Annotated in this window: 18 protein-coding genes, 1 tRNA gene and 1 riboswitch; of the genes, 8 read left to right on the top strand and 11 right to left on the bottom strand. The window is 45.4% G+C overall.

What is annotated here, in order from left to right:
* Positions 1-39: 39 nt before the first annotated feature.
* A complete protein-coding gene (locus FXO21_RS08255; RefSeq protein ID WP_192579190.1) occupies positions 40-1,272 on the top strand; it encodes an outer membrane protein assembly factor BamB family protein in 1,233 nt (410 codons plus the stop codon).
* Positions 1,273-1,588: 316 nt separating this feature from the next.
* Positions 1,589-1,870, top strand: a complete 282-nt coding sequence (locus FXO21_RS08250; RefSeq protein WP_149639644.1) for a hypothetical protein — start codon at positions 1,589-1,591, stop codon at positions 1,868-1,870.
* Positions 1,871-2,335: 465 nt separating this feature from the next.
* Here FXO21_RS08250 and FXO21_RS08245 read toward each other — a convergent pair.
* The 6 genes from FXO21_RS08245 to FXO21_RS28735 all read right to left on the bottom strand — a co-directional run bounded on the left by FXO21_RS08245 (position 2,336) and on the right by FXO21_RS28735 (position 9,492).
* Positions 2,336-2,409, bottom strand: a tRNA-Pro gene (locus tag FXO21_RS08245).
* 147 nt (positions 2,410-2,556) lie between these two features.
* On the bottom strand, positions 2,557-5,988 hold the full coding sequence (locus tag FXO21_RS08240; protein ID WP_149639643.1) for an efflux RND transporter permease subunit: 3,432 nt from the start codon (positions 5,986-5,988) through the stop codon (positions 2,557-2,559).
* Positions 5,989-6,097: 109 nt separating this feature from the next.
* Positions 6,098-7,231, bottom strand: a complete 1,134-nt coding sequence (locus tag FXO21_RS08235) for an efflux RND transporter periplasmic adaptor subunit (RefSeq protein ID WP_149639642.1) — start codon at positions 7,229-7,231, stop codon at positions 6,098-6,100.
* A gap of 42 nt (positions 7,232-7,273) precedes the next feature.
* Entirely contained in the window at positions 7,274-8,650 is a 1,377-nt protein-coding gene (locus tag FXO21_RS08230) for a TolC family protein (RefSeq protein WP_225865616.1), read from the bottom strand.
* Complete coding sequence (locus FXO21_RS08225; protein WP_225865615.1) at positions 8,640-9,200, bottom strand: TetR/AcrR family transcriptional regulator; 561 nt, start codon at positions 9,198-9,200, stop codon at positions 8,640-8,642. Before FXO21_RS08225 ends, FXO21_RS08230 begins: the two co-directional genes overlap by 11 nt.
* On the bottom strand, positions 9,193-9,492 hold the full coding sequence (locus FXO21_RS28735; protein WP_192579380.1) for a hypothetical protein: 300 nt from the start codon (positions 9,490-9,492) through the stop codon (positions 9,193-9,195). Before FXO21_RS28735 ends, FXO21_RS08225 begins: the two co-directional genes overlap by 8 nt.
* A 317-nt stretch (positions 9,493-9,809) precedes the next feature.
* Between FXO21_RS28735 and FXO21_RS08220 the strand changes: the two genes are divergently transcribed.
* The gene (locus FXO21_RS08220) at positions 9,810-11,297 is read left to right on the top strand and encodes a type III PLP-dependent enzyme domain-containing protein (RefSeq protein ID WP_225865614.1); all 1,488 of its coding nucleotides are present in this window, start codon (positions 9,810-9,812) and stop codon (positions 11,295-11,297) included.
* Positions 11,298-11,408: 111 nt separating this feature from the next.
* Complete coding sequence (locus tag FXO21_RS29075; RefSeq protein WP_255486053.1) at positions 11,409-11,534, top strand: hypothetical protein; 126 nt, start codon at positions 11,409-11,411, stop codon at positions 11,532-11,534.
* Here FXO21_RS29075 and FXO21_RS08215 read toward each other — a convergent pair.
* The 5 genes from FXO21_RS08215 to FXO21_RS08195 form a co-directional block, all read right to left on the bottom strand.
* Entirely contained in the window at positions 11,531-12,061 is a 531-nt protein-coding gene (locus FXO21_RS08215) for a D-glycero-alpha-D-manno-heptose-1,7-bisphosphate 7-phosphatase (protein WP_149639640.1), read from the bottom strand. The two genes, FXO21_RS29075 and FXO21_RS08215, sit on opposite strands and share 4 nt — an antisense overlap.
* Positions 12,061-13,089, bottom strand: coding sequence for a uroporphyrinogen decarboxylase (hemE, locus tag FXO21_RS08210; RefSeq protein WP_149639639.1), 1,029 nt, complete (start codon positions 13,087-13,089; stop codon positions 12,061-12,063). The genes FXO21_RS08215 and hemE overlap by 1 nt, the downstream gene beginning before the upstream one ends.
* A gap of 27 nt (positions 13,090-13,116) precedes the next feature.
* A complete protein-coding gene (locus tag FXO21_RS08205) occupies positions 13,117-15,567 on the bottom strand; it encodes a TonB-dependent receptor (RefSeq protein ID WP_149639638.1) in 2,451 nt (816 codons plus the stop codon).
* A 79-nt stretch (positions 15,568-15,646) separates the two neighbouring features.
* Positions 15,647-15,741: riboswitch (TPP riboswitch) on the bottom strand.
* A gap of 45 nt (positions 15,742-15,786) precedes the next feature.
* Positions 15,787-16,089 carry a type II toxin-antitoxin system RelE/ParE family toxin gene (locus FXO21_RS29175; RefSeq protein WP_149639637.1) on the bottom strand — a complete coding sequence of 101 codons (303 nt, stop codon included), beginning with the start codon at positions 16,087-16,089 and terminating at the stop codon, positions 15,787-15,789.
* Positions 16,089-16,322, bottom strand: coding sequence for an addiction module protein (locus FXO21_RS08195; RefSeq protein WP_149639636.1), 234 nt, complete (start codon positions 16,320-16,322; stop codon positions 16,089-16,091). Before FXO21_RS08195 ends, FXO21_RS29175 begins: the two co-directional genes overlap by 1 nt.
* Positions 16,323-16,435: 113 nt before the next feature.
* On the opposite strand from FXO21_RS08195, the gene rocD reads away from it, so the two are divergent.
* The 4 genes from rocD (at position 16,436) to FXO21_RS08175 (ending at position 21,032) form a co-directional block, all read left to right on the top strand.
* A complete protein-coding gene (gene rocD, locus FXO21_RS08190) occupies positions 16,436-17,701 on the top strand; it encodes an ornithine--oxo-acid transaminase (protein ID WP_304487020.1) in 1,266 nt (421 codons plus the stop codon).
* Positions 17,698-19,089 (top strand): S41 family peptidase, encoded by a 1,392-nt coding sequence (locus tag FXO21_RS08185; RefSeq protein ID WP_149639635.1) that lies wholly within the window; start codon positions 17,698-17,700, stop codon positions 19,087-19,089. The genes rocD and FXO21_RS08185 overlap by 4 nt, the downstream gene beginning before the upstream one ends.
* 64 nt (positions 19,090-19,153) lie before the next feature.
* Entirely contained in the window at positions 19,154-19,408 is a 255-nt protein-coding gene (locus FXO21_RS08180; protein WP_149639634.1) for a GlsB/YeaQ/YmgE family stress response membrane protein, read from the top strand.
* A gap of 109 nt (positions 19,409-19,517) precedes the next feature.
* Positions 19,518-21,032, top strand: a complete 1,515-nt coding sequence (locus FXO21_RS08175; protein WP_149639633.1) for a GH3 auxin-responsive promoter family protein — start codon at positions 19,518-19,520, stop codon at positions 21,030-21,032.
* The last annotated feature ends 73 nt before the right edge of the window (positions 21,033-21,105 follow it).

Below are 21,105 nucleotides of genomic sequence, written 5' to 3'. Positions count from 1 at the left end.
GAGCATCATTAATCAATGAAAACCGAACAATCCAAATTTATGAGAACAGGGAAAAATGTAATATTCTTTATGGTGGCCTTCACCATGTTTGGCTGTCTTTCAAGGAAACATCAAATCACACCGGATCCGCTCTCCAGTCAGGAAAATATTGTTCTGGTGCCTTCCGCTGTGGACGGGAAAGGATACTTAACAGCGCTGGATGGTCAAACGGGCAGCATAAAATGGGAGATGCCATTTTATGGAGATGTGAAAATCGGTCGTGAAAAACTCTTCCTCAATCAAGCAGCGTACAACCGCATAGAGAAATATTCAGATACCCTAAGCTTGTATACGAATGCACCTCTGACAAAAAACCTGTTAACCATCGATCCCTTCACCGGCAAATCCGTTGGAGAAGTATACAATCTTTTGAAACCGGGTTTTCACTTGAGTTGCTGCCACGAATTGCAGGTGAATCAACTGATCGGTGTTGAAAATGAGGTTGCATTTATGGCCCTGATGTTCAGGGGGCCGTTTTCCAACGGATCAGCCACCACGCAAAAATTCACAGTTTATGCAACGGAATTAAAAACAGGCTCTGTCAAATGGACTACGGACATCCCGACGACCAAGATCCCCGCATTCGACGATCTTGTAAACGCAATGCTGGTTAAGGACAGTAAAATTTATATTGGAGGCATGCAATACTCGCTCATACTGGATGCCCAGACAGGCAAAACAGTGCAAGGCTTTTCTATTGGTAAACTCATTGAACCTGTGGACGGAAATTTCTACAAGACCGAACGTGATAAAGTCATCGCAGTGGATTCAAAATCGGGGGCGGTTAAATGGCAGTTTACCCGTGAAAATATGCCATTGTCTAAACCTGCAATATCCGATGGTGTGTTATTCACTGCGGCCGATGACGGAAAACTGTACGCATTTGATGCACAGACTGGCTCAAAAAAATGGGAAGTTCAGATCAAAAATGCCAACAACGGTGGATTTCACGCCTTGCAGGTTAACGACGGCTTGCTTTACGGGACTTTTATGAATGGTCAAATGTATGCCATAGACCCGGGCAATGGAAGCATTAAATGGGAAGCGCAGCTGGATCTTAACTTCTATGTTTCTCCGTGGAATTTTCAAATCCGAGGTAATTTCGTCTACGCCTGGGACCTGGTCAATCGGGTGGTTGCGCTCGACAAAAAGACCGGAAGACAGATATGGGACAAGTCAATGAAGGGTGTCTTTCAGTATAATTACCCTGCTGTTTTCACAAAAGACAATTAGGTTCAACTTCTTGTTCAGCTATATTGCTCACACAAATGGCTTCGAAGCTTGGCAAATTCTGTCAGCACACGTTTACGCTTAATAGCACTGAATCCATTAGCCTCCCTTAGATAGCATCACCAATTTGCCTCCATTGACTTAAACAAACGATTCTCGCTTTCTTCTGTAAATGCCAAAAAATAGTCTCACCATTTATTGTATATTTTCCCATCGTCTCAGGTAAAAACTACAAAAAAGCGCGATTCCTATACTATAATCGAAGGGCTTTATTATCTCCGTAGTATTGCTGTTGCTCTCAACGGCAATAAGCATCGCAGTGGCCATCAGCAATTACAACGAAAGAAGCAGACTAGAAGAAAGCGCTCTCAAATTCCGTATTGCCCGGCAGCTCAGTCCGGAACTTACGGCAAGGGTTAATAGTATTTACTATAAAGATCCTGACCGAGCGGAACTCGAAACGCAGAAGCGTGAGGCGCACGAACTAACGGTCAAAGAGGTAGAAGAACTTTTGAACCAGAGGGAAGACGGGGCTGAACAAGCGAGGGAGTTGCTTAACAAGCTTAAAAGGGATTGCAAATCATTGTCGCTGCTGACTTAGCGTGTCTAGGGACGGCAACGTGAAATTCACCCTCAGCATATTTCATATTACATGTAAGGTTAGAAGTCGTATTCCCACAAGTTACATGAATAGGAATGGCAAAACAAGACAATCTATTAAGCGGCAATTGCTAGATGTAACGAAGGGAAAAGGACGTTTATATTCTGGTTAATTCCTTAAGATATTGGGCGTAGAATCATTCTCTCTTCATCGGCCCCGTATGAAAGCCGCTATTTCCTGACTATCGGTCACAATCTACCTCATATGTGTCGTTGACCTAATGACCGCCTCAGAACTGAACTTGTTCAAATCTCCCAAAGTTGCCCTACGAAATGTATGTGGCCCATTAAATTTTCTAGCGAATAGTTTCCGAGTATGCCCTAACTAAAAGAATGTCACAAAAAATGTTCGACTAAACAAAAACAGGCTTTCAAGTTGTTACACTTAAAAGCCTGTTAATCAATGTCGGGATGACAAGATTCGAACTTGCGACCCCTAGCACCCCATGCTAGTGCGCTACCGGGCTGCGCTACATCCCGAAAATTTGCTGATCAAAGGCTGGTTAATGCCTTTTTTCATGCCGGTGGCCCCGTTGTTTGGGGTTGCAAATGTATAAATGTTTTGGATTATTGTCTATTCCCGGCATTAAAAAATGTGGCCGGAAACAGACAATAATCCATGATTTTCTAAATCGTTTCGTTTTGCCAGTTTGGATTCACGACCTCAGGCTGGCCTTTTCTGAACCATTTGTCGCGCACTCTTTCGTTTACGTAATACATACAGGGGACAAGGATCAATGTAAGTATAGTCGAGAATGTGAGACCGAAAATGATTGTCCAGGCCAGAATATTCCAGAAAATCGAGCTCGGGCCGCCGATGATCAGATGCGGTTCAAGGTCACGGAACAAGCCGACGAAATCGACCGTAATACCCAGTGCAAGCGGCACCAGACCGAGTACAGCAGCCGATGCAGTAAGCAATACCGGCGTTAAACGGATCGCACCACCTTCAATGATCGCCTCACGCATAGGGTAGCCCCTGCCGCGGAGCTCTTCAATAAACTCAATCAGAAGGATACCGTTTTTAACTACAATTCCAGCTAGCGCGATAATACCTACACCTGACATGATCACCGAAAAGTCTTTATTGAAGATCACAAAACCGAGTAATACCCCGATCAGCGAGAGAACGATTGTGAAGAAGATAATGAATGGTTTCACGACCGAGTTGAACTGTGTAGCGAGGATCAGGTAAATCAGCATGATCGCTGCTCCGAATGCCGTTCCAAGAAAGGCCATGGATTCGGCCTGCTCTTCCTGTTCTCCGCCCATTTTGATCGTGTAGCCGTTAGGTACATCCATATCTTCGATAAGTGTCTGGATCTGGGCTACGATTTCATTTGCGTTGTACCCTGGCAATACGTCAGAACCAAGCGTCACGATGCGTTGCTGGTCCTGCCGGTTGATCTGGCTGAAAGTGGTTGAGTAGTGGATATTCGCGACCGAAGTGATCGGGACCTGGCGCAACGCACCCCCCATATTCATATCACGGTAAACCACATTGAGGCTCAACAACTTTTCAATTTGCTCGCGATCATCCTTTTCCAGTCTTACCATAATCGGATATTCGTCTTTATCGTCCCGGAATTTGGAAACTTCCAGACCGAATAATGCCGTCCGCACGGCCAGGGCGATTTGTTGGGAGCTGATCCCCTCGCGCTGCGCCTTTTCACGATCAATGTCGATGACGATCTCTGGCTTGTTGGTAACCAGGTCGGAGCGAAGCTGGTCAATCCCTTCTATGCCTGAGTCTTCAACACGTTTCAGGACGGTTTTTTCCAGTGCCTGCAGCTGCTCGAACTCATCTCCCGAAATTTCAATAGAAATCGGCTTACCGGTTGGCGGACCTACTGCTTCACGTTCAACCGATATTTCTGCGCCCGGAATGCCTGTAACAGCCGCCCGTATTTTCCGGAGGATCGCTTCTGATGATCTGCCGCCTCGTTCGGTTCCGTACACAAATGCGACGGTAACTTTGGATTTGTGCGGCGTTGCAGAGCGGTCGGGGTTATATGGGTCACCCGCGTTTTTACCAACGTTAGCAATGACGGAGTTCACCATGTCCATTGCTTTCTCTTTTTCCAGAACATCAAAAACCCTTTTTTCAATGATCTTGGTTACAGAATCAGTTACTCTCGCATCCGTTCCGATTGGCATTTTGTTATAAACGTAAACATAATCAGGGTCACCGCTTGGGAAAAACAAAACCTTGGGCTGGGCTATACCGGTGATAATAAACGTTGCAACCAGCAATACGAGCATGCTGACGATCGCGATAACAGGCCGCCAGCCGCGAAGCAGCCAGTCGATCAGTTTGCGGTAGTTGTTTTTCAGTGCCGGAAGCAAGCGGTCCTGGAATGGGACCAGTATTCTTGGTGTCAGAATATAGTGATTAAAAATCCATAGGATCAATATCATTACCAGGAAGTTACCAATACCGCGGTCGATCAGGTAGCCTATTACCGCTGCAACAACCAGTATAATCACAGGTCTGCGGATTGCTTTGAAACTGGTGTCGTGCGCTTCTTTCTCGTCATCGTGGCGACCCATAAAGGAAACCGCGAAAACCGGGTTCATTACATAGGCGACAAACAAAGACGCTCCGAGCGTGATAATCAGCGTCAGCGGCATGAATTTCATAAATTCCCCGACTATCCCTGTCCAGAAGAGAAGCGGGAAGAATGGTGCGATGGTGGTAAGCGTTCCTGATAGTACGGGAATAAATACCTCACCTGCCGCAGCCTTCACAGCTTGTTGGATCGTCCAGTCCTTGTGTTGGTTGAAAAGCCGGTGTGTATTCTCTATTACCACAATCGCATCATCCACAACCAGACCAATACCCAGCAGGAATGCAAAAAGTACGATGGTATTCAGTGTAAATTCGGTTCCAACAAGCGGACCAATAATTGGCATCATTACAAATGCGACCAATGCGGACAGTGGTACCGACAGCCCAACGAAAATGGCATCGCGCACACCCATGAAAAACATCAGTACCATTACCACGAATATAAATCCGAGTATAACCGTATTGATCAGATCGTGCAGATCGGCCCTAGTCTGGATAGATTGATCGGCAGTGATCTTAATATCGAGTCCCTGAGGGAACCGGTTCTCTTGGTAATCGGCGATTGTCGCTTCTATCTTGTCGGCAGCATCCACCAGGTTTTCTCCCGAACGTTTGATCACGTTCAGCGTAATAACCGATTTATTGGCCAAACGGGCAAAATCCTGCTGTTCTTCGAAATCATCCCGTACATCGGCTACATCGCCAAGCCGCACTGTCGCGCCCGTTGACGTACGGATGCGGATATCGGCCATGTCAGCTACATTGGTATACTCACCTTTCACACGCAGCGTTCTTCTCACACCGTCAACATTCAGCTCACCACCCGAAATATTGATGTTTTCACCCTGAATTGCAGTTTGGATATCATAAAAAGTCAATCCGGTGGAACGCATGCGATCGAGGTTTACATTGATCTGTATCTCGCGGTTCAATGCTCCGAGGATGTCTACACGGGTGATTTCCGGCAGTGCCTCTATTCCGTCCTGTAAATCTTCTGCATACTGCTTTAATTGTTTCAGTGAATAATTTCCTGCAATGTTCACGTTCATGATCGGGAACTCGGAAAAGTTCACGTCCTGGGCCGTAGGTCCCGAATCGAGGTTTTGTGGCAGATCGGTTTTGGCCTTATCGACCGCATCCCGGACCCGCTGCAATGCTACCTCCACTGCTACATCGGGCGTAAACTCAACCAGGATCACAGATACATCCTGCAATGCATTAGACTTGATCTTCTTGACCCCATTCAGCGATTTAAGCTGCTTTTCAATAGGCTTGTTAATTGTATTTTCGATATCAGCAGGGGCAGTTCCGAAATACACAGTGTTAATGTAGATCTGCGGTATTTTGATATCGGGGAACTGCTCTTTGGGCAGGTTATTGTAAACCATGAACCCGGCCAACGTGATGATGAACGTAAAGATGTAGATCGTCGTCCTGTTCTCTACGCACCAGTTGGTAAACCCAAGGGTTTTATATTCGTTGAATTTCATGTGATCAATTTTGAATGACTCAATGAATGATTGATTGAATGCATCAGACGGTAATTGTCAATTAATGACTATGAATGACAATAATGACTTACCGCCGCCACGCTGCCTTTTAATAACTGATAGGTTGTCCGTCAGATACTTCCTGGTAACCCAGCGTGATCAGCTGGTCGCCGGCGGATAGTCCTGAAAGAATTTCGATCTTGCCGTTGTAGCTCAAACCGGTTTTGACATCGCGGGCTTTGGCGATCTTTTTGTTTCCTTCTGCTACCGCCACATATACCACATTCCCTTTTTCAGTGCTTTGGACGTAATTCTGATCAATGGCCAGCGCATTCTTCTTCGTAGCATCATTGATCTGGACATTGGCCATCATATTAGGTTTGATATCCCTGTCAGAAGGAAGGTTGGCCTCAATCGTGAAAGTCCTGGAAAGCGGATCGACAGCTGTGCTTACAAAAGAAACCCTTGCCTTGTATTCCTTTTTCAGGTCAGGAAACTTCACGATCACTTCATCCCCTTTTTTGACGCTCGCAGCATAGGTATCAGATACTTTCGCGGATACTTTCAGGTTGCTCAGGTTGACAATCCTGACAACACCCATCCCGGGGGAAGCCATTTCGCCCACTTTCACATTCACCATATCCACCACTCCGGCCATCGGAGAAACGATATTGGTTTGCGACAACTGCGTATTCAGTGTGCTCATCCTTCTTTCCAGGGACTCCTTGTTGTTCTTTGCCTGAAGAAATTGAAGTTCAGTACCGATTTTCTGGTCCCAGAGATTTTTTTGTTTCTCATAAAGCGTATTAGCAAGGCTCAGCTGGGTCTTCAGTTCTTCCAGTGATTCGGTCAAAAGGCTGTTGTCAATTTTTCCGATGACGGTCCCTGCTTTCACATAATCACCTTCCTTAACATTCATGGCCACAACTACACCTCCCGATTTAGGAGTAACCATTACATTGTTTTTAGCATCGACAGTACCTTGCAGCTCCACATAATGGCGGAATGTTTCTGAGGTAAGCGTATCAACAGAAACAGGTTTGACTCTTGCCTCGGCGGCTTTTTTAGGGTCCAGTTTAGCGATCTCAGACTCCAGCGTCTTGATCTGCTTTTCCTTCTCGGCCTGCTCTGTTTTCAGTTTTGCGAGTTCTTCTTTTTTTCCGGCCAGGTCGTTCTTTTTCTCGCCACCGCAAGAAGCGAGTATGGTAGCCAGGGCGGCTATAAGCAAAATATGTCTTTTCATGATATTAGTAAGTAGCTGTTTCAAATTTTGTAAGTGTTAATGTCAATTTCCTGCTTCCGAGTAAAGTTCTCCTTTTGCTCTGCTGAGATCTACCTTCGCGATCATCAGATCATAAAGCGCTGTGAAGTAGTTGGTTTGCGCTTCTTTGAGAGAAGACTCTGCATTTATTACTTCGATATTAGAACCTACCCCTTCTTTGTATTTGATCTTCGAAACCCGGACGATTTCCTCCGCAAGTCGCAGGTTGCGCTGCTGTGTTTCCAGCGTAGCGAAAGCATTTTTGATATTGATCGTCGCCTGGTTAGTTTCCAGGTCGATGGATTGTTTCAGTAGCGTCTGGTTGTTCTTGATCTTGTCCAGTGCAATTTTCTTCTGGTCCAACTGATATTTTTTCGTGAAACCATCGAAAATCGGGATGTTAACATTCAATGCTATCAATGCATTATTGAACCATCTTGTAGTGAACAAATCGCCTAATGTGCTCTTACCATTGTTGTGACCATAACTTGCATTAAACGACACACTTGGAAGATATCCCGCGCGTACATTCCGGATATCCAACCCTGCCAGTTTTTCCTGTGTATCCAGCAGCGAAAATTCAATCCGGTTGCTGTAATTCAGTTCCGTGCCCGGGAAGGAGGATTTCAGGGAATCAATATTTACTGCATTGATATCATCCGTCAGCCTAATACTTTCGCCAGCGGGCATCCCCATTTGAAATTTCAGCAATGCGTAGCTCAGCTCAATCAGGTTCTGCACTTTCTGCCGCTCTGTCTGGAGATTGTTGGCTTGTACTTCCAGCCGGTTTACGTCCAGTAATTCAACAAATCCGCTCTCATTCATCACTTTCGTTTCGGCAATCAGCGAATCCACTCGACCAATGTTTAGATCCAGCAACTTGGCTCTTTCTTCGGCCACCTGCGCAGAGTAGTAAGCTTTTGAAACAGCTTCTGCCACAGACACTTTGGAAGAAGTGACACTTTTGCTGGCCAGCTCCCGGTAGGTCGCGGCTGCCTTCAAACCGATGAAATAAGACCCGTTGAAAATCAGCTGGTTCAAAGTAGCCGAAGCGGTTCCGAGGTACCTCACTCCAAACTCGATTGCAACAGGTTCTGCATTAGCCGGTACGCCTGGGCCGCCGAACTCACCTGGGGGCAGAAAAAATCTTTGAATGATCAGGTTATCTGTGAGGTTGACATTTGCATTTACCTGCGGCAGACCGGCTGCCCTGGTTTCCCCGATACGCGCCTCAGCCGAAACGGCATCCAACTGCGCATTTTTGACATTTAGATTATTCTTAATCGCGTAATCCACAGCCTGTTTCAGAGAAAAACTTTCTTCCTGCGCGTACAGCGGGACATAACTTAGTAAGATCGCCAGCAGTATCAGACTGCGGCGCATGATCGGTTCATTTTTCATGGGTATTGATTTCAATTGCTGATTTATCTTTTATGGTGTTATAATATTCAAATCCTTTTTCAGTTAAAATGCCCCTCAGAAAATGATGTACGAATTGCATTTGGATCTGCATCAAATCAAACTTCCTGGGAGTAAAAATGGTTGGGTCAAAGCCCATGACAACCTGTTCGATGCGGAGCAGTGAGAGTATCTCCACATCTATGTCGGGCCGGTACAATCCAAGTTCGATCCCAGTTGTCAGATTGTCACGGATGTTCTTGATTATGAATTCATGTTTATAGTTTTGAAACAACTCCCAGGCCGCGGGATAATACTTTTTAAGGTCGTATAAAAAAGTAGGACTCATATTGGCCATCATTTCGCGCATCTGAATGGAGGCGAAGATCATCTGTTCAATCGGGTTGGAAGCTTCTGAATCCAGCCTTTCCATATCACATTTCTGCGCCTTGATTTCTTCCTGGATTACCAGTGCCAGTATCGCTTCCTTGTCTGAATAATGCTGATAAATGGTTCTTTTAGAAATGCCCAGATCCCGTGCAATGTCATCCATTGTCACGCTTTTGATGCCATAGCGCCAAAACAGATTTAAAGCTGATTTTATAATTCGATCTTTCACGCGACAAATTTGAAATATTCGAATGATAAAAACTAAGGAAACTCCGTAAATCTTTAAAGTTTTCTAATTCTTCTGATAGGCTTTTAACATCACTAGCCGCCAATCGCTTACGAAATCCTTCAACCTGGCGCGATTTAACATTTTCAGTATTGCCGGAACACGCATTTGCTGCTATAATGATAAATGATGCGTTGCCGGTATATACATTGTTTTGATATGGTAACAAAAAGTTAATTTGTACTATTTATAGAACATTTGTTTCTTGGCAATGATCTGGCGGAACGCTGAAGTTTGTGAGGTGACGCTTTTCGTCGTGTGTTCCAGGGCAAAAATAGCTATACGAGATCGGGCGGGTCAATCAAAAAATTCTTAAACGGGATATTTGCGGTATGAACCTTTGAAAACAGCCGATAAATAGCAGGGTGGGGGAATGATTTCAAAGTAAACCGTGTTTGGAAATGACACATATTCTGGCCAAATTTCGAGCCTTTTTTGTTTCCCTTTTACTTATAAATCAATCATTACAACCGCGACGAGCAAATAATGAAAAGCAGCTACATTGACCTTATTGAGCAGACGTTCGAATTCCCAACCATGGAATTTAATGTTGATAATAATGAATTGCTGTTCAACAATGTACCTCTGATGGACATCATCAGGGAGCACGGTACGCCTCTTAAAATAAATTATTTACCCAAAATAGGGGAGCATATAGAGAATGCAAATATGTTTTTCCGGAATGCATTCAAGAGGCACAATTACAAAGGGACTTACACTTATTGCTATTGTACCAAATCTTCGCATTTCAGCTTTGTGCTTGAAGAGGCATTGAAGCATAATATCCACATTGAAACTTCTTCTGCGTTTGATATTCCCATTATCCGGGAACTGTACCGCCGGGGTAAGGTGAACAAAAGCACTTATATTCTTGCCAATGGTTACAAGCTGCCGCGTTATACGCAATATCTGAGCGAGCTGATCAACGAAGGCTTCAATGTGGTCCCCATTCTGGACAACCTCAAAGAAATCGAATCTTACGAGCAGCAGGTTACCGCGGACACGGTCAATTTCGGAATGCGCATTGCCACTGACGAAGAACCTAATTTTGCATTCTATACCTCGCGTCTTGGTATCCGTTACCACGATGTGCAGCAGCTTTACAAAGAGAAAATTGAGCCTAATCCACGGTTTAAGCTCAAAATGCTGCACTTTTTTATCAATACCGGTATCAAAGACAGCGCGTATTACTGGAGTGAGCTTACCCGGTTTATGTTCAAATACTGCGAAATGCAAAAGATTTGCCCCGAGCTCGATTCTATCGACATTGGCGGCGGTTTGCCGATCCAGACTTCATTGCAATCGGGCTATGATTACCAGCAGATGATTGACGAAATCATTGAAAATATTCAATGGATCTGCAACAAAAACAATGTGCCGGTTCCACATATTTTTACGGAATTTGGAAGCTACACGGTAGGCGAAAGTGGCGCGGTGATTTATGAAATCATTGACAAAAAGCTGCAAAACGACAAGGAGCTTTGGTATATGATCAATGGATCTTTTATCACTCAGCTGCCTGATTCGTGGGGTATGAACCAGAAGTATATCATGCTTCCGATCAATAACTGGGACAATGCGTACCAAAAAGTGAATCTGGGCGGATTAACGTGCGATTCACAGGATTTTTACAACAGTGAAATGCACAGTGCTGATCTGTATATGCCGATTTTTGAAGAAGAAACCGAAAAGCAATACATCGGATTTTTCCATACCGGTGCTTACCAGGAATCCCTGGGCGGCTACGGTGGGATTCAGCACTGCCTGATCCCGGCACCGAAACACGTGCTGGTCGATAAAGACGAAGACGGAAATATAACAACACGTGTATTCGCTCAGGAGCAAAACAGCGATTCGATGCTGCGGATACTGGGCTTTAAGGAGGAGCCTTTTACCAGTCAGATTAACAACAATAATGGCAAGGAAGATTTGCCGGTAGAGGTGGAGGAAGAGTTGGCCGAAACAAAAATTTAACCGCTTAATATAAAGTTCTTTGAATGAGTTCGTTATTAGTCGGACTGCAACACTTATTCAAAGAACTTTTTTTATATTTTTACGGTGACAAAACCTTATACGAACAGAAAAATGAAAAAGATCCTGGTCATTTTCGCGGTTTGCGGAACACTGGCAGCCTCAGCCTGCACCAAGCATGCCTGCCCTGCTTACGGCTCAGTTCAAAAGATTCAGGCCGCTCCGGTAGTAAAAGCCTAAGCTGAAATTTTTACTATGATTTCGGCTGCATCCAATAAATTGGCAGCCGCGTAATCACCCTCCGATTTTTCAGTATCAGGAACAATGTGGATTGTTCGTACTCCCGCATTCTTTCCAGCCTGCATATCCCTATCCCTGTCACCAATCATCCATGACAGTTCGGGATCAATATCATATTTGGCAATCGCTTTTTCCAGCATCAATGAACCTGGTTTTCTCGACAAGGAAGCGCCGGAAAACTGCGGATGATAGGGGGAAAAATAAAGATCATCCAATGCATTTTCCGAAGCCTGCTGCATTGCTTCATGGATTATGTACACATTTTCAGCGGTATATAGCCCTTTTGCAATACCCGCCTGATTGGTGATCACAATCAGCAGATATCCTGCCTTTTTGAGCATTTGAAGCGCCTGCGGAACACCTGCCGGAATTACCAGATCTTTAAGATCATATACGTAGTCGGGGCAATCCTCATTAAGTACTCCGTCGCGATCGAGGAATACACATTTCTTTTTTGGTACTGACATTACAGACTTGAATATTCTTTGACAGATTCAATGAAACACCGCACCTTATCCGGGTCAGTGTCGGGATAAACGCCGTGGCCAAGGTTGGCGATGTATTTCTGGGTGCCAAACTGTTCCAGCATTTTCTTCACTTCAAGCCTGATCTGATCGTAGGAAGCGTATAGTACGCACGGGTCGAGGTTACCTTGCAGCGTTTTGTTGGGAATCAGTTCGCGCGATTCGCGTATATCCATATTCCAGTCGAGCCCCACCACATCGCAACTTAATTCGCTTATCTCTTTTCTTGCAAAAAATGCACCTTTCGCAAAAACGGTCACAGGTACTTCTGTGATCGCGTCGCAGATTTGTTTGATATAGGGTAGGGAAAAAATCCGGTACTGCTCGGGCGACAGAATACCTGCCCAGGAATCGAAAATTTGTACCAGATCGGCGCCGGCTACTATCTGCGCTTTCAGGTAAGCAATTGTGCTGTCTGTGATTTTTTGCAGTAATGCGTGGGAAAATTGAGGATCTGCATACAAATGCTTTTTGGCCACTGAAAAGGTTTTAGAGCCTTTTCCTTCCGTCATGTAACAAAAAATAGTGAAAGGCGCGCCAGCGAAACCGATCAAAGGAACCCGGTTTTCCAATCCCTGCTTGGTGAGCTTGATCGCGTCGAGCACGTATTTTAGATCTGTTTCCGGCTCAGCAATATGCAGCTTTTCGAGGTCTTGCATGGAATGCACGGTCGCAGGAAAAACCGGTCCGCGCTGCTCGGCCATTTCGTAGGGCAGCCCCATTGCTTCGGGGATCACGAGAATATCTGAAAATATAATAGCTGCGTCAACGCCAAGCAAATCAACGGGTTGCAAGGTGACTTCCGCCGCCATTTCTGGCGTGGTAGCGAGTTTGATAAAGCTACCTGCTTTTTCTCTTACCGCCCGGTATTCAGCCAAAATCCGGCCCGCCTGCCGCATCATCCAAACCGGCGTCCGCTCCGTTTTCTCGCCCCGCGCCGCACGAAGCAAAAGGTCATTTTTGAGTTCCATGCGGCAAAGGTAGCCAGAAAGTCGAAATCAAAACCTAAAATTAACCCCTACCAGAAAGTTTCTGCCAGCTTGCGGGAAGTAGAAATTTTCCTGTGTTAATGCGCCCCCGGCGATGTAGCCGTAGGTATAACCGTTTGATTCGTATTGCTCAGCCAGGATATTGTTGACCAGCAGATTGAATGCAATTTCATTCGCCCATTTTGGTTTGACCGTCCATGACAGGCGCACGTCATTTGTGAAGTATGCGTCGAGTTTCCGGCTTTCAGTGGAAGTGTTATCGAGATATTGTTTGCCTACATATTTAGTCAGCAGCGCCAGTTCCAGGTTTTTTTGTATGGCATAAGTCAGCTGACTTCCTGCAACTACATTGGGCGAAAAAGAAATATCGGACTTTCCGTGGTTTACGGTCTGATATCCTCCATTGTCGTAATCGACCACATATTCAGTGAAATTATGGATCTTATTCCGGCTGAAAGTTGCGTTCACATTCCATTTCAGAAAGTGGTTGAATGCGACTGCGCCTTCCAGCTCGATTCCTGTCCGGTAGCTTTTCGGAACATTCACGCGGATCGAATTTCCAACATCATTGATCTGTCCGGTGAGTACCAGCTGATTTTTGTAATGCATTAAATAATAGTTCGCCGCAAAAGCAAATTTCCCCTGCTGTGTCCTGAAACCCGCCTCCACGTTTTGCAGACGCTCACTTTTTGGGAATAAAACAGCAGTTGTATTGGTAAGATCATCGCGGTTCGGTTCGCGGTTTCCGATGCTGTAAGACGCATAAATGCTGCTCTGATTCGCGATCTGATACGTTAATCCTGCTTTTGGATTCAAAAAGGAATAAGATTGGTCAACCGCCAGTTGAACCTGATCATTGTCCGTCCCGTGGACCGCGTGACTTACAGTTCTGAATTGCAGATCGGCAAATGCATTGAGCTTATCGGTAAACTGATAATACAGTTTTCCGTAAATATTAAAATCCTTTTTGATCCCCTGGCTGTAATAGTACTGGTGCTCGTTTTCGATGTTTCCCGCATTTCTGGCCCAGATAAGCTGTCCATAATGGTTACCGTCGTACTTGTTCCAGCCGCCGCCAATGCTGGCGGTCAGCTTTTTGAAACTGTTATAATCGAGCGAAAAGGTAGTTCCGTAGAAATAATTATCCAGCCAGCGCCTGCGGATCAGATCGGTACTTTCCAGTGTATCGGCGCCGATTATAACATTCGGCAGATTGTAGTTTGCGTAATCATCACCTTTCCGGTACTGCTCGTAATATCCCAAACCTCTAACCAAAAATGCATTGAGATTGAAGTTCCATTTATCGCTCAGACTGTGTGACGAAACAAGCTGGTAATGATCCTGGCGGTAATTATCTACCTCATTTTTGTAGGTATACGAATTGTAAGTGCGGTTGTCAGCGTTGAGCAGGTTCTGTGCATCTGCTTCGTCCAATCCGTTTCTTTCAATGTAGCTCAAAATTCCCTCCCGGTCGCCGCGCAACTTAGCTTCCGGCACGCCGTTCCACGACTGGTAAGTACGCTCTTTTCCTGAAAATACATTGACCCGTACAAAGCTTTTCCTGCCAAAATAACCACCTGACAAATAGTAGGAATGCAGCTCGGAAGCCGCACGATCGACAAAACCGTCGGATGAAACGCGGGAAAGTCGCGCATCGAATGTGAACTTGTCTTTGATCAGACCGGTACCCACTTTCAATGTGTTTTTGAAAGTATTGAAAGATCCGTAAGCATTGTTCAGCTCTGCATAGGCTTCTTTTCGCAATGCATTGGTATTGATATTCACCGTCGCGCCGAAGGAAGCCGCTCCATTGGTTGAGGTACCCACGCCGCGCTGGATCTGAATGCTGCTCACCGAAGAGGCGAAGTCGGGCATATTCACCCAAAAAACACCCTGACTTTCAGCATCGTTGTAAGGTATTCCGTTGACAGTCACATTAATGCGGGTTGCATCGGAGCCGCGGATCCTGATTCCGGTATAACCTACACCCGCACCTGCGTCACTCGTACTCACAAGTGAAGGCGTGAAGTTGAGCAGTACGGGTAAATCCTGGCCGAGGTTCTGCTTGTCGATAGCTGCCGCGGTCACATTCGTAAACGCCATTGCACTTTTTTCATTGACGCGGGTTGCATTGATTACCACTTCGTCGGCCTGGTAAGTGCTCTTTACCAGCTTGATTTCCAGTTGATTCTGTCCATTTAGAGGAATTTGAATGGTTTGATAACCAATATAGGAAACTTCAAACTCGCTCACATTATCCGAAATGTTGCGAAGGGTGAAATTCCCATTCTGATCGGAGTTGGTGCCACGAATCTCAGAGGCTTTGATGGTAGCGCCGGGGAGCGGCTTTCCGTCCTCGGAGTCGGTAACGCGACCGGAAATGGTGCGTTGTGCAAAGGTATGGGCACTGATAGTCACGCTGAAAACCAGCACGAGCAGATAGGTAGTAACGTTTCGCATTGCGAGATAAATAGTTACAACAGGCAGGGGCCACCTATCTTGATTTAAAACAATAAATAAAATTTAGAAACAGCTATGGATTTTTCCAGCTTTCTCTTCCTCCGCCGGCATTACCCGGATCAGGTTTATGGGTATGATCTCAGCCCGTCAGGTAGGGCACCCCTTTGAGATTATGTTTGCAAATTTAGTATGTGAAATTGATGTTTCAACAAATGTTTTCTATTCTTTTCGAAACGGCCATTTGTCAGGATTAAGGCTCATGTGGAAAACAGCAAAAATGACAACCGTTTTACTAATCTCGTCAATTCTAAAATGTATGGAAAATGGAAAAATTGGCAATTGCGCCAAACGGATATTTGAATAACGAACTTCATATAAGTAAGGGTTTTTACTTATCAATTCGAGTTTACCTTTAACAAAGTTTGTAAACCGTTTACCCAATCCTGGCCGTTGCTCATTATACCAAAGCGCAGCCTCCCTGGTGTCCAGTCTGGCCCCAGGGGTTATTTTAATTTTATACATCAGAGATCTTTCTCGATCTCTTTCATTGCTTCTTCAAAGTCGAGTAATTCTTCTGTTCCACTTTCGAATGCCTGGATCCTTTTAAGTACAATTTCTTTTTGCCAATCAGGAATGTGATAGGATTCGGATCCTTCAGTAAGCAAAGACTCAGATTTGAGAGAGTTCCACTCCTGAACCGGAATGAACTTGCGGGTGGTGGTACTGCGATTTTCTGGAATATAGTGCGCTTTCATATGCTTTAGCCTTCTGATCTTTTACAAATATAAGATTATAAGGCTTACTGTAAAATCACTAATTCCCTCAATGCTTTTCTCTATTTTTACATAAATAGAAATGATGGCTTATTATGGAAAAAATCTCAGACTATACAGACACAATGAGCAGCTCGCAGCATGCAATGGAGCTCGAATATCAATATGGTGCACATAATTACAAACCAATGCCCGTAGTGCTGGAAAGGGGATCGGGTGTGTATTTGTGGGATGTGGAGGGCAGGCAATACTTTGATTTTCTCTCAGCATATAGTGCTGTGAGCCAGGGACATTGTCACCCGCATATTATCAATGCCATGATTGCGCAGGCGCAAAGGCTGACGCTTACTTCCCGCGCATTTTATAATGATCGCCTGGGTGAATGCGAAAAATACTTGTGCGAATATTTCGGTTATGATAAGGTGTTGATGATGAATTCGGGTGTGGAAGGTGGTGAAACTGCATTGAAACTCACCCGTAAATGGGCGTATAAAGTAAAAGGAATTGAACCGGGGAAAGCCAAGACAGTTTATGCTGCGGGCAACTTCTGGGGGAGGACGCTGGCTGCTATTTCCTCTTCCACCGATCCTTCGAGCACCGATGATTACGGTCCTTTTTTGCCAGGGTATGAGATTATACCTTACGACGACCTGGATGCATTGGAGTCCATTTTCAAACGCGACCCGAATGTGGCCGGCTTTATGGTCGAGCCGGTCCAGGGAGAGGCTGGGGTTGTAGTACCCAAAGCAGGTTATCTGAAAGGCGTCAGGGATTTATGTACAAAATACAATGTGCTGTTCATAGCTGATGAAGTGCAAACCGGAATCGGACGAACGGGGAAGCGGCTCGCGTGTGACTGGGAAGGTGTCAAGCCGGACATATTAGTTTTGGGAAAAGCACTTTCTGGCGGTGTAATGCCCGTTTCAGCCGCATTTGCCGACAATGAAATCATGCTTACGATCGCACCCGGCGAGCACGGATCTACTTATGGCGGTAACCCGCTCGCGTGTGCGGTGACCATTGCGGCTTTACAGGTGGTGGAAAATGAAAATCTCGCTGATAATGCGGAGCAAATGGGACAGCTTTTCAGAAACAGAATGCTGGATTTGCAAAAGCAATGTTCTCTGATAGAAATCGTTAGAGGAAAGGGACTTTTGAATGCGATCGTAATCAATGATAGCGAAGAAGGTTCTGCCGCAATGGACCTTTGTTATAAAATGATGGAAAAGGGGCTGCTCTGCAAACCTACACACGGAAACAAAATCCGGTTTGCGCCGCCGCTCGTGATCAACGAAGAGCAAATGAACCAGGCTTGCGATATAATTGACGAGGTTTTCCTAGCATTTAACCGGGCATTATGAAAGCAAAATACCTCCTCCTGTTGTTACTGACAGCTTTTTTTCTGAACGCGTGTCGCGAAAAGAATGTAGATCCCGCGGATGATAAGCAGACGAATGAGTGGATCTATGCCAATATGAAATACTGGTATTACTGGAATGACCACATTCCGGCCTCACCGGATTATACTAAAAAGCCGGACGAATTCTTCGAATCGCTGCTTTACCGCTACGATGCAACCGCCCGGCCTGACGGGGACCGCTTTTCGTGGATCCAGGAAAGTGCGGATGAATTGCAGGCTTCGCTGGGCGGTGAATCCAAAACAACGGGAATGGAATACAAGCTCGTGTATTTCCCAAGCGGCTCTACCAACATAATCGGTATCGTGCTCTACGTAATTCCCGACTCGCCTGCCGACAAGGTGGGATTTGTTCGCGGAGATATCTTCAACAGTGTGAACGATCAGAAACTGACAGGCAGTAATTACAACCAACTGTTGAACAACGAGGAAAAAAAGACCTTCAAATTAGCCAGGATCAACGGTACTGTCCTGGAAGAAACAACTACCAAACGGGAAGTGGCACCGGTTGTGTTACAGGAAGACCCCGTGTTTTTTGACACCATATACACTTACGGGCCTAATAAGATCGGTTATGTGGTTTACCATCAGTTTATCCCCCAGCCTTACAAAGCGACGAACGGACAATACGACAAAAAGCTCGACAACATTTTCGCGACGTTCCAAAGAAACAATGTGAATGCTTTGATAGTGGATTTGCGATACAATCCGGGGGGATATGTAAGCTCGGCAACCAACCTGGCCAGCCTGATCGTGAAAGGTACTGCCAATGATATTTTTTATTACAAAGAATACAACGACGAGGTTACCGAGACGAATCGTAAGAAATACGGCGACAGCTATTTTTACGATAAGTTTATAACCAAAACACAAAACATCGGCGGAAACCTGACGAACGTCGTTTTTCTGGTATCCTCCCGCTCGGCTTCGGCTAGCGAGTTGCTGATCAATGGATTGAAACCATTTATGAACATTACATTGGTCGGTTCCAAAACGGTAGGCAAAAACGTAGGCTCGGTGACGTTGACCGGCGAGGAAAAGGGAATTAAATGGGGCTTGCAGCCAATCGTCTCCAAATCCCTTAACAAGGACAAAAAGTCGGATTATCACACTGGATTTGAGCCTGATATAGCAGCCAGTGAGGGAAATATACTCTTTCCTTTCGGCAACCCGAAAGATCCGCTACTAGGTGAGGCACTCTTCAAAATCACCGGGACTCGCGTAGCGCGACAGGTCCGCGGGGCCAGGATCCTGAAGGAAGAAGAAGGTCAGGAAATTATCTCTTCCATCACTAAAAAAGCGGGAGGTAGCAATATGTTTTATGATAAATGATTCCAACACGGCATGGTTTTTGTTATTGAAGTTTGAACACCTTTATTAATCTAAACTAAGAACTATGGGTATTTTAACATGGATCATCGTCGGCCTGGTCGCCGGTGCTATTGCAAAGGCACTTCATCCGGGAAAGGATCCGGGCGGTTTTATTGTTACCATATTGATTGGTATTGCAGGAGCCGTAATTGGGGGCTGGATTTCATCTATGCTGGGTTACGGAACCGTTGACGGATTTAATTTCGGGAGCCTTTTCATTGCCATACTAGGTGCTGTTTTGCTCCTGTTTATCTACCGAAAGTTTAGCTCCAGATCATAAAATTCTTCGGAACAGAATGGTGGGAAACAGGTTGAAAAACTGTTCTCCCACCATTTTTTATTGTTATTTTTACGGTCTTCCATCTGGCACTTCAAACTGAGTAAATACAATGAAGCTGGTTAACGATATGACTGTCTGGTTCTTAAAGCGCCGCTTTGAAAGGATAGAGCAGTTTATGAAATACCCGATCGAAACCCAGCAGCGCATCTTTTCCGAACTAATTGAAACGGCGCGTTACACGGAGTGGGGAAGCAGGTACAATTACAGTCAGATCAGATCAGTAAAGGAATTTCAGGAACAGGTGCCGGTCTCAACCTACGAGGACCTGTATCCCTATATCGAGCGTGTACTCAAGGGCGAACCTAATGTAATGTGGCCTTCGCCCATCGAATGGTTTTCAAAATCGTCGGGTACTACGAATGCCAGAAGCAAATACCTGCCTGTATCGCCGGAAGCACTCGAAGAATGCCACTACGAGGGAGGGAAAGATATGATGACGCTCCTGATCAACAACCGGCCGGATACGCGGGTTTTTGATGGAAAAGGATTGTCAATCGGAGGTACATTACACGCAAATCCATTTGATGATTACACGCAGATCGGTGATGTTTCAGCGGTAATCATGCAAAACCTGCCTTCCTGGGCAGAATTTATGCGTACACCGCCACTGGAAGTGGCATTAATGGACCATTGGGAGACTAAGCTGGAAAAAATGGCTTCTATTTGCTCTCAGGAAAATGTCACGAGCATACTCGGCGTGCCTACCTGGACAATTGTGCTGCTGGATCAGATACTTGAATTGACAGGCAAGAAAAATATGCTGGAAGTGTGGCCCGATTTCGAGGTGTTTGTTCACGGCGCAGTTTCGTTTGAGCCTTACCGTGACCTTTTCATGACCAAATATTTTCCGTCGGATCAGGTTTTATATCTTGAAACTTACAGTGCGTCGGAAGGCTTTTTCGCTATCCAGGATGACATTAATAGGGTAGGAGAAATGCTTCTGATGCTGGATTATGGCATCTTCTACGAATTTGTACCAGTAGAAGAAGTTGGTAAAAAGCACCCGAAAGCACTGCTGCTCGACGAAGTGGAAGTAGGTAAAAACTATGCAATGGTGATTTCGACCAATGCGGGATTATGGCGCTATCTGATCGGGGACACAGTTAAATTTACTTCGGTTTATCCGTTTAGGGTAAAAGTAAGCGGGCGTACCAAGCACTTTATCAATGCATTTGGTGAGGAAGTAATCGTTGAGAATGCAGATCACGCGATCAAGGTAGCGGCTCAAAAGACAGATTGCCTGGTAGCAAATTACACAGCCGGCCCGGTATATATGGGCGATGGCTCTCGGGGCAGCCACGAATGGATTATCGAATTTACCAAAGCACCTGCTGATCAAAATGAATTCAGCACGGCACTCGACGCTGCATTGCGGGAAGTCAATTCGGATTACGATGCTAAAAGATACAAGGATATGGCCCTGCTGCCGCCGGTGATCCATTTCGTACCTACAGGTACCTTCTACACCTGGATGGGCAAACGCCAGAAACTAGGCGGACAGAACAAGGTACCCAGACTTAGCAACGACAGGGAATATCTGGATGATTTGCTGGCGGGGCTTTGAGGGTTAAGCTGTATGCTTTAGGTTTTAAGCTCTATGCCTTTAGCTATTGGCCGTTAGCTATTAGCCCTTTGCT

The organism is Dyadobacter sp. UC 10, assembly GCF_008369915.1.
Classification (GTDB): Bacteria; Bacteroidota; Bacteroidia; order Cytophagales; family Spirosomataceae; genus Dyadobacter.
Note: the sequence above shows the minus strand (reverse complement) of the source record. Positions and strands in the feature narration are given on the sequence as shown.